Source organism: Paracoccus sp. PARArs4, from assembly GCF_947311865.1.
Taxonomy (GTDB): Bacteria; Pseudomonadota; Alphaproteobacteria; order Rhodobacterales; family Rhodobacteraceae; genus Paracoccus; species Paracoccus zeaxanthinifaciens.
In genome coordinates this window covers 15059-28697 of the sequence record NZ_CAMZMW010000012.1, presented here as the reverse complement: position 1 = coordinate 28697, position 13639 = coordinate 15059, and the positions used below count along the sequence as shown (strand labels likewise).

Genomic DNA, 13639 nt, shown 5'->3' with positions numbered 1-13639 from the left:
GCTTATCGTCCCAGAATGAAGGCGCGGGGGTTGCGTTCGATCAGCCGGGCGACCGATCCGAAGGCCGCCGTGGCGCGGCGCAGTTCGCGCAGCGTGGTGATCAGTTCGTTGTTGAAGGCCGAACGTTCGCCATAGCTGGCAAACAGCGTGTCGGCGCGACCCGCAGTCGCCTGCAGGCTGCGGATCAAGGCGGGCAGGGCCTCGACCGATTTCGCGATCTCGTCGGCGGCGACGCTGGCGGAACGCAGCGCGTCGTTCAGGCTGGTGGCCGCACCGCCGTCGCGCAGGTCGTTCATCAGCCCGGTCGCGGCGGCCAGCGTGTCCGACAGGTTCCGCGGCAGCTGCTCGGCATCCTCGCTGCCCAGCATGGCGCGCAGATCGGCCATGATGCCCTCGGCCTGGGCGCTGATCTCGGCAAAGCCGAACTCCTCGACGGCGGCGGCGGCGACGTCGATCTGCTCGACCATCTCGGGCATGTCGGCGGCGGCCTCGGTGACGGCGTTCACGGCGGCGGTCGCGTCCTCGATCAGGGTCGCGATGGACTGCCCGCTATCGGCCTCGCGCAGGCGCGAGGTGATCTGGGCCACATCCTCGAGCGCGACCGAGCCGTCCTCGACGGCCTTGCGCAGCGCGCCCGGAATGGCGCGGGTTTCCTCGGATGCGGCGATGGCGGTGATGCTGTCCATCATGTCGCGGGCGCTGTTCATCACCTCTTCGATGGGCAGATCGCCGATCCGCGTCACCAGCCCCTGTGCGCTGTTGGTGAAATCGTCCAGGTCCCCGGCAACCGAGGGGATCAGCGGGACCGGATCCGCCTCGACGTCGATCACGGCCTGCGGTGCGTCGGGCACCGGCACCAGCTCGACGATCAGGGATGTCCCGAGGAAGCCCGAGCTGGCGATGCGGCCGCGCACGCCGGCAGCCACCTCGCGCGAGAGCAGCTCCAGCGCGTCGTCGGCGGTCGCGTCCTCGGGCAGGCCGAGGCGGCGCGGGGCGATGGTCAGCGTGATCAGCTGCTGGACACGCTCGGCGCCCTGGTCGTCCTGGCCCAGCCGGACCGCGATGTCGGTCACGCTGCCGACGCGCAGGCCCTGGTACTGGACATCGGCGCCCTTGCTCAGCCCCTCGACGGAATCGTCGATCAGCATGGCGACGCGCAGGCGTTCGCTGTCGTCGCTGACGAACAGCTGGCTGCGGGCCGTGTCCTCGTCGGGCAGCAGCTCGAAGCTGTGGCCCGGCTCGACCGGCTGGCCGCCGCTGATCAGCGTGTCGAAGGCCACGCCGCCCTGCAGCACCGAGGACAGCGAATTCACGTTGAAGGCCAGCCCCTGCGACCCCAGCGACAACGAAAAGCCCGAGGTGTCCCAGAAGACCGAGGCGCTGGTCAGGCGCGCGTCATGCGGGGCCCTGATGAAGGCATCGACGCGGACGCGCTCACTGTCCTCGGACAGGCGGATGTTCTCCAGCCGCCCGACCTCGACCCCGCGGAACAGGATCGGGGCGCCCTCGCTCAGGCCGTCGGCATCGTCCATCATCAGCTTGACCCAGGTGCCCTTCTGGTCGCTGCGGATCAGGGGCGGGCGCTCCAGCCCGGCAAAGCGGGTGGCGGTCTCGGTGATCTCGGCGTCCCAGTAGCCTTCGATGAAGGCACCGGTCAGCACGGTATCCAGCCGCGTGACGCCCTGCGCGCTGACCTGCGGGCGCACGATCCAGAACGAAGATTCGTCGTCGATATAGGGCGCGACATCCTTGTCCACGCGGATCGAGACCACGACGCTGGACAGGTCGTCGGTAAAGCGCACCCCCTCGACCTGGCCCACGACGATCTCGCGGAAGCGCAGGGTGGTGTCGCCGGGCGTGATGCCGGTCGCGTCGGCGAATTCGATGTCGATCAGCGTGCCGCGGTCGCGAAAGCTGTTCCACGCGATCGCCAGCGTCACGATCAGCGCGACGATGGGCACGATCCAGATGACGTTTACCCCTGCCTGTGCGGCGCGTGCCGCGGTCTTGCGGACCGGGCTGGCGGGCTTGGGGGGCTGGGGCTTGTCTGTCATCGGCAGTCGTTTCTCATGGCGAAGGGATGGGATGGGTTCAGTCGGTCGCGCGGCGCAGCGGCAGGCCGCGCCAGATCAGCCGGGCATCGAAGCTTTGGGCCGACAGCATCGTGAAGGCGACGGACAGCGCGAAGGACACGGCGGCGGGGCCGGGATGGATCGAGGCGACGAAGCCCAGCTGGACCAGCGCCGACAGGATGGCCACGACGAAGACGTCGATCATCGACCATCGGCCGATGAATTCCACGACCTCGTAGACCTTCAGCCGCGAATGGGCCTGATCGACGGTGGCGGGCTGCCCCGCGACGGTCGCCAGCCAGGCGATGGCCAGGAACTTGCCGATGGGCACGATCACCGAGGCCACGAAGACGATCAGCGCGATGTCGTAGCTGCCGTGGTGGATCAGCTCCATCACGCCGCCGAGGATGGTGGATTCCGTATTGCCCGCAAGGCCCGCGAAGGTTTCCGTCCGCATCATCGGGAACAGGTTGGCGGGCACGTAGCAGATCAGCCCGGCGAACCACCAGGCCCAGACCTTCTGCAGGCCGCGACGGTCGGGCGGAACCAGATGCGCGCCGCAGCGCGTGCAGCGGTGCTGTTCCAGCGGCCAGACCCGGCCGCAGCGATGGCACCCGACCAGCCCCGCGCGATGCGCGGTCAGGATCGGTCCCTTGTGGTCGCTGTCGGGGGCGCTCATCCGCGGGCCTTCCGGGTGAATTCGGTTTCGATGCCCGCATCCTCGATCGCGTCCCAGATCGAGGTCTGGCACATGAAGGCGCGGCTGGCGACGTTCACGAAGATCAGCGCGCAGAAGGCCCAGAAGGCCGGACCCAGATGCACGGTGGCAAGCCCCGCGACCTTGATCAGCGCGACCGCCGTGCCGATCACGAAAATCTCGGCCATGGACCAGGGGCGCAGCAGTTCCGACCAGCGGAAGGCGCGGGCGGCATGGCGGAAGGGTGGCCGCCCCTGCGCCAGCGGCACGAGGGTATAGACCAGCAGGAAGGACCGGAAGATCGGCAACCCGATGATCATGGCCAGGACCGCCAGGACCAGCGGCAGCATCACCCCTTCGGCAAAGGCCAGCGCCACGTCGAAGAGAGAGCTGGCATTGCCGAAGCCCATGGTCGACACCTCGAGGAAGGGAAAGAAGATCGCCCCCACCAGCAGCACCATCGAGGTGAAGGCCAGCGCGATCAGCTGCGCGAAGGCACCGTCGCGCGGCTTGGCCAGGACCGTGCCGCAGCGGATGCAGCGGGCGGTCTCGCCCAGCTCCAGTTCTTCCTCGACATGCAGGGCATCGCAATTGGGGCAGGCGATCAGCCCGCGCCCGGTGCCCATGTCGTATTTCGCGGACCCGTCATTCATGCGTGAAAGATAAAGCAGCTGGCCGCAGGCGCAAGCAGGCTCAGTGCTGGGCCCCGTCCCGCGCCGCCGAGGTCAGCACCACCTGCCGCGGATCGCCGCCCTGCGGGACATGCGTGCGCGCGATGCGGAAGGGCAGCGTCAGCCGGTAGCGGTCGGCCATGTCCTCCAGCTGGACCTCGCCCTCGAGCTGCATGGCGAAGGCCTCGATCAGCTGGCTGCCAAGGCCCGTCCCCTGTTCCTGATCGGTCCCGTCTGTCGAATTCTCGACCACCAGAAGCCCGCGCCCGGGTTCGGGCGACGACAGCGCGACGCGCACCCAGGGCGCCTTGTCCGCAGGTCCGCGGCCCGCGTATTTCAGCGCGTTGGTGAAAGCCTCGGTCGTCAGCAGCGTCAGCGGCACGGCCTGGTCGGGCATCATCGTGACGGGCTGGATGTCGGTATGCACCACCAGCCCCGAGACGCTGCCCTGCGACACGTTCGTCAGCTGGGTGATGATGTCGCGCATCAGGCGGTCAGCCTCGACGGAATCCAGCTGCTCGGCCTGGTAGAGGTTGCGATAGATCGTCGCCAGCGCCGCCACGCGGTCCTGCACGGATCGCAGCACGCGCTTGGCGTCGGGATCGTCGATCAGCCGCCCCTGCATGTTGATGATCGAGGCGATGAGCTGAAGGTTGTTCTTCACCCGGTGGTGGACCTCCTTCAAGAGGACGGTCTTCTCGGACACGGCCTGCTCCATCGCCTCTTCGTCGCGGATCAGGATGCGGGCCATGTTGTGGAAGGTCTGGCTGACATCCGTGATCTCGGTCGGGGCGCCCTGCAGGACGGGCGGGGCCTTGTCGCGGGCGCCGATGGCGAAGCGGCGCATCTGGCCGCGCAGGACGGTGATATGGCGCAGGACCAGCCGGAACACCGCGAAATAGGCCACGGCCAGCGACACGATCCACAGCGTGACGGGCAGCAGCACCGCGCCGAAGCGCGACAGCTGGAAGACCCCGATGCCCGCGATCTGTGGGCTCCAGCTGCCAAGCGCATAGACGAGGCCGGGGACCACGGGAACGACGGTGAAGACGCGATCCTCGCCGTTGTTGGCGACAGCGCGGAAGGTCGTCTCGCCCTGGCCCTGCAGCGACAGCAGGTCGACATCGCGCGGCAGCAGCTGCTGGGCATCCGCGCCCAGCATCCCGTCGCCGGTCAGCACGTCGCCCAGGTTGTTGAAGGTCAGGACGCGCGCGCCCTCGGTCCCGAAATCGACGGCATGGGTCGAGCGAAGCAATTCCTGCGAGACCGAGACCGAGACATAGCCCAGCAGCTCTCGGTCGCGATAGAGGGGCTGCAGCACGACCACGACGGGACGCTTGCTGATCGGGCCTTCCGCAATCGACGAGACCGCCGTCATCGGGTTTTCGAGGAAACGCTGGAAGACCAGCAGGTCGTTGATGTCGACCGGACCGGTGCCTGCCGGGGCCGACGTGCATTCCGCCATCCCGTCCAGCGGCACGAAGCCCGCATAGACATAGGTCCCGCTGCGTTCGACGAAATTGCGCATCAGGTCGCCGCACAGATCGGGCCGGTCCAGCGTCTCCAGCACCGCCGGCCCAAGCGCATCCGCCGAGCCGAGCGCGCTTTGCAGCAGCGCCCGTTCACCCGACGCCGCCGAGGCCGTGCGCCCCAGAAGCGCGATCTCGGCGCTACGCTCGGCCTCTCGGGCAAGGTGCAGGTTCTGGACCAGCGAGATCAGCCCGATGGGCAGGATCGCGACAGAGAGAAGGGCGCCCAGGCGGAAGCCCAGACGCCTCGTGAAATCCAGCCGATCGGAGATCCGCCCGAGCACACCTGCCTCAGCGGGAAGAGCTGTTGTTCTGTGCCATGACGGCCAGCGTCGCCTGATCGGTCATGTTCAGCTCCTCTCCCTCGGCAAGGTGCAGCAGTTCGGCAAGGCGGCGGCGACCGCGGTTCGCGCGCGACTTTACGGTGCCGACCGCCACGCCGGTCATCCCGGCCGCTTCCTCGTAGGAAAAGCCCGAGGCACCGACCAGGATCAGCGCCTCGCGCTGTTCATCGGGAAGCTTCTGGAACGCCTCGCGGAAATCGTTGAGGGCAAGGCGACCGTCATGGTCCGGTCGCGTGGCTTGGCGCGCGGCGTGGATGCCGTCGGTATCGCTGACCTCTCGCTTGGTCTTGCGACGCGCCGAATAGAAGGTGTTGCGCAGGATGGTGAACAGCCAGGCCCGCAGGTTCGTCCCTGCCTGGAACTTGTCCATGTTGGTCCAGGCCTTGACGATGGTGTCCTGCACCAGGTCGTCGGCGGAAGCCCCTTCGCGGGTCAGCGACAGGGCGAAGGCACGCAGGGCGGGCAGGTGATCGACAAGCTGGTCGCGCGGATCCGAGGAGGCTGAACTGGTCATGCAAGAACTTTCCGGACGGGGAAATGGGGCGGAAGGGGAATCATCCCTGTTCCTTCAGCTTCTTCAGAAGGTCGAGGAACCTTTCAGGAACGTTGTCCGTAACGTCTTGTTCGTAGACGCGTTTCAGGTTTTCATCGATTTGCTGTTCCACGGCCTGTTTCCGCCGATCGTCCCGCTTCGGTGTCATAGTGAGGTAGGTCCTGACAATCTTGTGCGCACAGGATGCAACCGATAGGGGCCCAAGATGGTTCCTTGCAATATGGAATTAAGAGGACTGTGAAATGACTGCTGCCGATCTGGCCCAAAATATCGGACGCGAACTGCCCTATCTGCGCCGTTACGCCCGCGCCCTGACCGGCAGTCAGGGTGCCGGCGACAATTACGCGGCAGCGACCCTCGAAGCCATTCTCAGCGACCGTTCGGTGCTGGATGGCGAGGATGATCTGCGGATCGCGCTGTTCAAGACCTTCCACGCCATCTGGATCAGCTCCGGCCAGCCGGTCGAGGAAGCGGACCTGACCACCCGCGAACGCCGCGCCCAGGATCACCTTCGCGGCCTGACGCCCAACTCGCGCGAGGCGCTGCTGCTGCGCACCATCGAGGAGCTGCGCAGCGACCAGATCGCCCGCGTCATGCAGATCGAGCCCGCCGAGGCCGACGAGCTGGTCCAGATCGCCCTGTCCGAGATGAGCAGCGCCCTGCGCGGCAAGGTCATGGTGATCGAGGACGAGATGATCATCGCGATGGACCTCAAGGGCATCGTGCAGGCAATGGGCCACGACGTGACGGGCGTCGCGCGCACCCATACCGCCGCGATCGACCTTGCCGCCAAGGAGCGTCCGGACCTGATCCTGGCCGACATCCAGCTGGCCGACGGGTCCTCGGGGGTAGAGGCCGTCAACGAGCTGCTGGAGAGCATGGGCGATATCCCGGTGATCTTCATCACCGCCTTCCCCGAGCGTCTGCTGACCGGCGATCGCCCGGAACCGGCCTTCCTGATCTCGAAGCCCTATGGCGAGGAACAGGTGCGTTCGGCCGTCAGCCAGGCGATGTTCTTCGCCTCGACCGAGGGGATGCAGGTCTGATCGGCGCGCGGCGGGTCAGCCCGCCGCGTCCTTCCCCGCCATCTGCATGAATTCCTCGCGCGCCTCCCGGACGGCGCGCAGTCGACGCCTGCGGGCCAGTTCCACGTTCACCAGTGCCCCCAGCAGCACCGAGAACCCGGCGACATAGAACCACATCAGCAGCGCCACGACCGTCCCGATGGACCCGTAGATGCGGTTGTAGCTGTTGAAGCTGCCCAGATAGCTGGAAAACGCGATCGAGCCCGCAGACCACAGCAGCGCCGCGAAGACCGCCCCCCAGGTGAAGATCGGCGTGCGCGGCGTCTTCACGTTCGGGCCATAGCGATAGAGGATCCCGATGGTCAGGATCACCAGCATGAACAGCGCGGCCCAGGGCAGATAGGTCAGCAGCATCGACCGCAGCGGCGCGATGACAAAGAAGTTCAGCACCACCGGCACGATGACGATGGTCGCAAGGCCCGCAAGCGATATCCCCACGATCACCAGCGTCAGCGCATAGGCCAGCACGAAGCCGAAGATGGTCGAATGGGTCCGCACGCCATAGGCCGCGTTCAGCCCGCGGATCAACGCGTCCACGCCTGCCCGCGCGGCAATGGTCGCGATCATGAAGGACAGAAACGACGTCCAGCCCATCGATGTGCGCCCGTTCGAGGTCAGTGACATCACCTGGTCGTCGACCAGCGTGGCCGCGCCCTCGGGCAGGAATTCATGCGCGACCTCCAGATAGGTCAGCACGACGGCCGGATCGAACCACAGGCTCCACAACGCGATGATCGCGGCAAGGCCCGGAAAGACCGCGAACATGGAATAGAACGCGACCCCGGCCGCGATCAGCGTCATGTGGGTCTTGTCCATCCGTTCCAGAATGGCCCCGAGAAAGCTTCCGAAGTCGCGCAGACGTTCCAGCATCCGACCTCCCGTTGACGCGACCAGCATGCGGGGCCGTGGCCCCGCTGGCAAGGCTCAGCCCTGCGACATCCGCGCCCAGAGGGATTCCTCGCCCAGGGATGCCACGAATTCGGCATGGGCGCGGGCCTCGTCCTCGGACAGGCGGGACGGCAGGGGGCGCGGGCGTTTGGCGCGGCTGCGCATGACCGCGCCCTCGGCATCCTTGTCGTCCCGGTCCTGCGAGGGGCCGCCCAGCACCAGGTCCGGCTGCCGCCCCCCGATCAGTTCCAGATAGACCTCGGCCAGCAACTCGCTGTCCAGCAGCGCGCCGTGCAGTTCGCGCCCCGAATTGTCCACGCCGAAGCGACGGCAGAGCGCATCCAGCGTCGCCGGAGAGCCGGGGAACCGTTCCCGCGCCAGCGCCAGCGTATCCAGCGCCCGCGCCCAGGGCAGGGTCGCATGGCCCGCGCGGCGCAGTTCCGCGTTCAGGAATTTCATGTCGAAGGCGGCGTTGTGGATCACCAGCTTCGCATCGGGACCGATGAAGTCGATGAAGCCCTGCGCGACCTCGGCGAATTTGGGCTTGTCGGCCAGGAACTCGTCGCCAAGACCGTGGACGTCGAATGCCTCCTTGGGCATCGAGCGTTCGGGGTTGATATAGACGTGGAACGTGTTGCCCGTGGGCAGGTGGTTCAGCAGCTCCAGCGCGCCGATCTCGACGATGCGGTCGGCACCCTCGGCGTCGAAGCCTGTGGTTTCCGTATCGAGCACGATCTCACGCATGGGCGGTCACCTTCTGGACGATCTTCTGGACGGCATCTTGCGCCGCATCGAGGGTATCCGACGGGATCACCCAATCGGCGCGGGCGCGCTTATCGGCGTCCGGCATCTGGCGCGCAAGGATCATCGCGAAGGTTTCCTCGGTCATGCCGGGGCGGGCAAGAACCCGCTGCCGCTGCGTCGCCGCATCGGTCGAGACGACGGCGATCCCGTCCAGTTCGGGCGGGGCCGCGCTTTCGAACAGCAGCGGGATGTCCAGGACCACCAGCGGCGTATCGGCATGGGCTGCCACGAAGGCATCCCTGTCGGCCGCGACCAGCGGGTGGACGACACCCTCCAGCCGTTTCAGCGCGGTATCGTCGCGCGCAATGGCACGCTTCAGCGCCGCGCGATCGACCGCGCCGTCGGTGATGGCACCGGGAAACAGGTCGCCCACCGGACCGACCGCCGCGCCCCCGCGGGCATAGAGCCTGTGCACCGCCGCATCCGCATCCCAGACCGGATGGCCCAGATCTGCGAAGATGCGGGCCGTGGTCGACTTGCCCATGCCGATGCTGCCGGTCAGGCCCAGCCGATAGGTCATGAGAGGATCAGCCGGCGGGTCTCGTCATCGACCTCGGGGCGGTGGCCGAACCAGCGCTCGAACCCAGGTGCGGCCTGGTGCAGCAGCATGCCAAGGCCGTCGACGACATGGCAGCCGCGCTCGGACGCCTCGGTCAGGAAGGGAGTCATCAGCGGGGTGTAGACCAGGTCCGTGACCAGCGCATCCGGCGACAGCGCCTCCAGCGGAATGCGCAGCGGCTGCTTGCCGTCCATCCCGAGCGAGGTCGCGTTCACCACCGTCGCAGCCCCGTCCAGCATGTTCCCGACCTGCGCCCAATCGTAGACGACCAGCCTTGCGCCAAATTCGGCCTTGATCTGTTCGGCCCGCAGCCTGGTGCGGTTGGCGATGCGCAGCTCGGTCGCGCCGCTGTCCAGAAGCGAGGCCACGACCGCGCGCGCGGCGCCCCCCGCGCCGATGACCGCGGCGGGACCGGCCCCCGCATCCCAGTCCGGCGCATGCTGCCGGATATTGGCGATGAAGCCGTAGCCGTCCGTGTTGTCGGCATGGATCTTGCCGTCGGGGCGGAAGATCAGCGTGTTCGCGGCCCCGATCAGGGCCGCGCGGTCGGTGACCGTGTCGGCAAGCGTCAGGACGGCCTCCTTGTGGGGGATGGTCACGTTCGCGCCGACGAATCCCATGCGGGGCATCATGCGAAGAACCTCGGCCAGGTGTTCGGGCATGACCGGGATCGGCACGTAATGCCCCGACAGGCCGTAACGATTCAGCCAGTATCCGTGCAGCTTCGGCGACTGCGAATGCGCGATTGGCATGCCGATGACCCCAGCGAGGGGGGCGTGGCTGATCGGGGCGGTGGCTGTCTCGTCGGTCATCTGGCCTTGGATCGCTGAAGTTCTGCACAGGCAGCCTATGCCGCGATCCCTCGGGAAAAAAGGTCGTCTGGGCCGATGATTCGCTCTCTGTGGCGAAAGCGGCGCATCTGTCCGCAGGTCGGTGTGGACAAGTTCTTGGGGGAATCGGGTCGAATCACGAGGGCGAATCGCAGCGTATGCTGATTCGGTCGATTCAGGACCTGGAACGGAGGCGGAACCAGGACGCGTTTTCCACAGGTGGACCGTCAGGGACGGCGGGATAACTCGGTTGTGGGCGAATCGGCGGCCATTTCATTATCCGCAAAGTTATCCACATCGTGAGTGATTGTTTACAAATGGCTTTTCAGTTCTCGCACAGTAAATACACAGGGTTTTCCACAGGGTCGAGAATCTGGGGAACGAGTCGCGAGAAAGCCTGTAATCCCCCTATCAACAGGCCCTACTTCAACATCATTCCTTTCTTATCTTTCTTTATTTAAGGGAGAGGGAACGGAGGTCCGGATGTTCGACTGGCTTGGCCTGATCTATCCTTGGGTGAAGGCGTTTCACGTCATGGCCGTCATCAGCTGGATGGCGGGCCTGTTCTATCTGCCAAGGCTGTTCGTCTATCACGCCGAGCGTGCGGACCGCGGCCAGGAGCCCGTCGCAAGCTTTGCGATCATGGAGGAAAAGCTGCTTCGGGTGATCATGAACCCGGCCATGATCGCCACCTGGATCAGCGGGATGTCACTGGTTCTGACGCCGGGAATCGTATCGTTTTCAATGGTTTGGCCTTGGACCAAGGCGGCCGCGGTCATCGGGATGACCTGGTTCCACATGTGGTGCGCCCGTGAAAGGCGGATGCTGGCGCGGGGGCGCATCGGGACGGGCCGTCGCTACCGGATGATGAACGAGGTTCCGACCCTTCTGATGATCGTCATCGTCACCTCGGTCATCGTGAAGTTCTGAGCCGAAGATTGACTCGTGGGTCGCGGGGGCTTATCTCGCCCTCCAAGCCCGGCCGTCCGGTACGGGATTCTCCGATACAAGTCTGCAACGCCGCCGCATGATGCCGGTTGGCCGAGGGTTCATGCCGATATGACCGAAGAACGTCTCAACCTGTCCGATCTGAAGGCCAAGAGCCCGGCAGACCTGCTGTCGATGGCCGAGGAATGGGAGATCGAGAACGCCTCGACCATGCGCAAGGGCGAGATGATGTTCTCGATCCTGAAGGAGCATGCCGAGGAGGGCTGGGAAATCGGCGGCGAGGGCGTCCTCGAGGTCGTTCAGGACGGCTTCGGCTTCCTGCGCTCGACCGAGGCGAACTATCTTCCGGGTCCGGACGACATCTATGTCAGCCCCGACATGATCCGCCAGCATTCGCTGCGCACCGGCGACACCGTCGAGGGCGTGATCCGCGCTCCGGGCGAGAACGAGCGTTATTTCGCGCTGACCAAGGTCGAGCGGATCAACTTCGAGAGCCCCGAGAAGGCCCGCCACAAGGTCGCCTTCGACAACCTGACGCCGCTTTATCCCAACGATCGCCTGAAGATGGAGATCGAGGATCCGACCATCAAGGATCGCAGCGCGCGCATCATCGACCTGGTGGCGCCCATCGGGAAGGGCCAGCGTTCGCTGATCGTGGCGCCTCCGCGCACCGGTAAGACGGTGCTGCTGCAGAACATCGCGCATTCGATCGAGAAGAATCACCCCGAGTGCTATCTGATCGTGCTGCTGATCGACGAACGCCCCGAGGAAGTCACCGACATGCAGCGCTCGGTCCGCGGCGAGGTCGTGTCCTCCACCTTCGACGAGCCCGCAAGCCGCCACGTCGCCGTGTCCGAGATGGTGATCGAGAAGGCCAAGCGCCTGGTCGAGCACAAACGAGATGTTGTGATTCTTCTGGATTCGATCACAAGACTTGGTAGAGCCTTCAACACCGTGGTGCCCAGCTCGGGCAAGGTGCTGACCGGTGGTGTGGATGCGAATGCGCTGCAGCGCCCGAAGCGGTTCTTCGGCGCCGCGCGGAACATCGAAGAGGGCGGCTCGCTGACGATCATCGCGACCGCGCTGATCGATACCGGTTCGCGCATGGACGAAGTGATCTTCGAAGAGTTCAAGGGCACCGGCAACAGCGAGATCGTGCTGGACCGCAAGGTGGCCGACAAGCGCGTCTTCCCGGCGATGGACATCCTGAAATCGGGCACGCGCAAGGAAGAGTTGTTGGTCGACAGCAAGGACCTGCAGAAAACCTATCTGCTGCGCCGTATCCTGAACCCGATGGGCACGACCGACGCCATCGAGTTCCTGATCTCGAAACTGAAACAGACCAAGACCAACTCCGAGTTCTTTGACTCGATGAACGCCTGACGAGGCAAGCATGGACCTGATTTTCGCAGAAGCCACCCCGCCTGGGCGGGGGGGCGTTTCCGTCATCCGCCTCAGCGGAAGTGGCGCGCGCGCGGCTGCCGAGAAGCTGGTCGGTCCGATGCCGAAGCCGCGGCATGCCTATTTCCGCGATCTGGTAGATGAGGGCGAGAATATCGATCAGGTCCTGGCGATATGGTTCGCCGCCGGAAGCAGTTTCACGGGCGAAGAGGTCGCTGAACTACATCTGCATGGCGCGCTGGTCGTGGTGCGTCGGGCGGTCCGGGCGCTTCTGAACCAGGGGCTGCGACCAGCCGAAGCTGGAGAATTTACGCGGCGCGCCTTCCTGAATGGTCGGATGGACCTGGCCGAGATCGAGGGATTGGGCGATCTTCTGGCGGCCGAAACGGAAGCGCAGCGGAAACTGGCATTGCGTGCCGCGTCCGGTGAATTGGCGAAGAAAGCCGAGATATGGCGGTCCTGGCTGATCGAGGCCGGTGCCTTGGTCGAGGTCAGCGTCGATTTCGCCGATGAGGACGTGCCGGAAGAGGTTCCAGACAGGGCTTTCGAGTTGATCGACAAGCTGCGGGCAGAGATCGAACGAGAGATCGACGGGTTCTCGGCCGCAGAGCGGATCCGCGAAGGTTTCGAGATCGCCATCGTCGGCCCGCCAAACGCCGGAAAATCGTCTCTTCTGAATCGCTTGGCCAAGCGCGAAGTTGCGATTGTCTCTGATATCGCGGGCACGACGCGCGATGTGATCGAAGTTCGCATGGATCTGCAGGGTCTTGCGGTGACGGTTCTGGATACCGCCGGGTTGCGCGAATCCGACGATACCGTCGAGTCGATCGGGATCGGTCGTGCGCGTAAGCGTGCGGCAGATGCCGACATGCGGCTCCATATGTCCGATACCGGAGAGGTTTCGTTTGATTTGTGGAAAGATGGTGACCTGCGCGTATCAAGCCGAGCCGACCTTGGCGTGAATCTTGGAGATGTTCAGATATCCTCGGTGACGGGGCAGGGAATCGACCAACTGCTGACCAGGATCCATGATCGTTTGGCTGATCAAACCGCCGCGGCGGGAATTGTAAGTCACGAGCGGCAGTTGAAGGAACTGTCGGTCGCAGCGATGGCGCTTACCGGTACCAAAGATCTGCCCGTCGAACTCGTCAGCGAATCCTTGCGAGTCTGTAACTCGGCGCTTGATCGACTTCTTGGTCGAATCGACGCGGAGGACTATCTTGATCTTATCTTCTCTTCGTTCTGCATCGGAAAATGA

At 65.2% G+C, this 13639-nt stretch carries 14 protein-coding genes; 4 read left to right on the top strand and 10 right to left on the bottom strand.

Annotation, left to right across the window (positions count from 1 at the left end):
- Positions 1-2 precede the first annotated feature (2 nt).
- Genes QMZ16_RS11125 through QMZ16_RS11100 form a run of 6 tightly spaced genes read right to left on the bottom strand, consistent with a single transcriptional unit; the run spans position 3 to position 6014 of the window.
- Positions 3-2054, bottom strand: coding sequence for an MlaD family protein (locus QMZ16_RS11125; RefSeq protein ID WP_282603307.1), 2052 nt, complete (start codon positions 2052-2054; stop codon positions 3-5).
- A 37-nt stretch (positions 2055-2091) separates the two neighbouring features.
- Positions 2092-2751 carry a paraquat-inducible protein A gene (locus QMZ16_RS11120; RefSeq protein WP_022708065.1) on the bottom strand — a complete coding sequence of 220 codons (660 nt, stop codon included), beginning with the start codon at positions 2749-2751 and terminating at the stop codon, positions 2092-2094.
- On the bottom strand, positions 2748-3422 hold the full coding sequence (locus QMZ16_RS11115) for a paraquat-inducible protein A (RefSeq protein WP_051142378.1): 675 nt from the start codon (positions 3420-3422) through the stop codon (positions 2748-2750). The genes QMZ16_RS11120 and QMZ16_RS11115 overlap by 4 nt, the downstream gene beginning before the upstream one ends.
- A 40-nt stretch (positions 3423-3462) precedes the next feature.
- Entirely contained in the window at positions 3463-5253 is a 1791-nt protein-coding gene (locus tag QMZ16_RS11110) for a sensor histidine kinase (protein ID WP_022708063.1), read from the bottom strand.
- A gap of 7 nt (positions 5254-5260) precedes the next feature.
- Entirely contained in the window at positions 5261-5827 is a 567-nt protein-coding gene (locus tag QMZ16_RS11105; RefSeq protein WP_022708062.1) for an RNA polymerase sigma factor, read from the bottom strand.
- 40 nt (positions 5828-5867) lie between these two features.
- Entirely contained in the window at positions 5868-6014 is a 147-nt protein-coding gene (locus QMZ16_RS11100) for a NepR family anti-sigma factor (RefSeq protein ID WP_022708061.1), read from the bottom strand.
- A gap of 94 nt (positions 6015-6108) precedes the next feature.
- Between QMZ16_RS11100 and QMZ16_RS11095 the strand changes: the two genes are divergently transcribed.
- A complete protein-coding gene (locus tag QMZ16_RS11095) occupies positions 6109-6912 on the top strand; it encodes a response regulator (RefSeq protein ID WP_282603306.1) in 804 nt (267 codons plus the stop codon).
- Between the two features lie 15 nt (positions 6913-6927).
- Here QMZ16_RS11095 and QMZ16_RS11090 read toward each other — a convergent pair whose 3' ends face one another.
- From QMZ16_RS11090 to QMZ16_RS11075, 4 genes are read right to left on the bottom strand one after another with little or no spacing between them, the layout of a single operon-like run.
- Entirely contained in the window at positions 6928-7821 is an 894-nt protein-coding gene (locus QMZ16_RS11090) for a YihY/virulence factor BrkB family protein (RefSeq protein ID WP_022708059.1), read from the bottom strand.
- A gap of 54 nt (positions 7822-7875) precedes the next feature.
- On the bottom strand, positions 7876-8583 hold the full coding sequence (gene dnaQ, locus QMZ16_RS11085) for a DNA polymerase III subunit epsilon (RefSeq protein WP_282603305.1): 708 nt from the start codon (positions 8581-8583) through the stop codon (positions 7876-7878).
- Positions 8576-9163, bottom strand: a complete 588-nt coding sequence (gene coaE / locus QMZ16_RS11080; protein ID WP_282603304.1) for a dephospho-CoA kinase — start codon at positions 9161-9163, stop codon at positions 8576-8578. The genes dnaQ and coaE overlap by 8 nt, the downstream gene beginning before the upstream one ends.
- Entirely contained in the window at positions 9160-10014 is an 855-nt protein-coding gene (locus tag QMZ16_RS11075) for a shikimate dehydrogenase (RefSeq protein ID WP_282603303.1), read from the bottom strand. The genes coaE and QMZ16_RS11075 overlap by 4 nt, the downstream gene beginning before the upstream one ends.
- A 501-nt stretch (positions 10015-10515) precedes the next feature.
- Between QMZ16_RS11075 and hemJ the strand changes: the two genes are divergently transcribed.
- The 3 genes from hemJ to mnmE all read left to right on the top strand — a co-directional run bounded on the left by hemJ (position 10516) and on the right by mnmE (position 13639).
- Positions 10516-10962 (top strand): protoporphyrinogen oxidase HemJ, encoded by a 447-nt coding sequence (gene hemJ, locus QMZ16_RS11070; protein WP_282603302.1) that lies wholly within the window; start codon positions 10516-10518, stop codon positions 10960-10962.
- A 129-nt stretch (positions 10963-11091) separates the two neighbouring features.
- Positions 11092-12363, top strand: coding sequence for a transcription termination factor Rho (rho, locus tag QMZ16_RS11065; protein ID WP_022708054.1), 1272 nt, complete (start codon positions 11092-11094; stop codon positions 12361-12363).
- Between the two features lie 10 nt (positions 12364-12373).
- On the top strand, positions 12374-13639 hold the full coding sequence (gene mnmE / locus QMZ16_RS11060; protein WP_282603301.1) for a tRNA uridine-5-carboxymethylaminomethyl(34) synthesis GTPase MnmE: 1266 nt from the start codon (positions 12374-12376) through the stop codon (positions 13637-13639).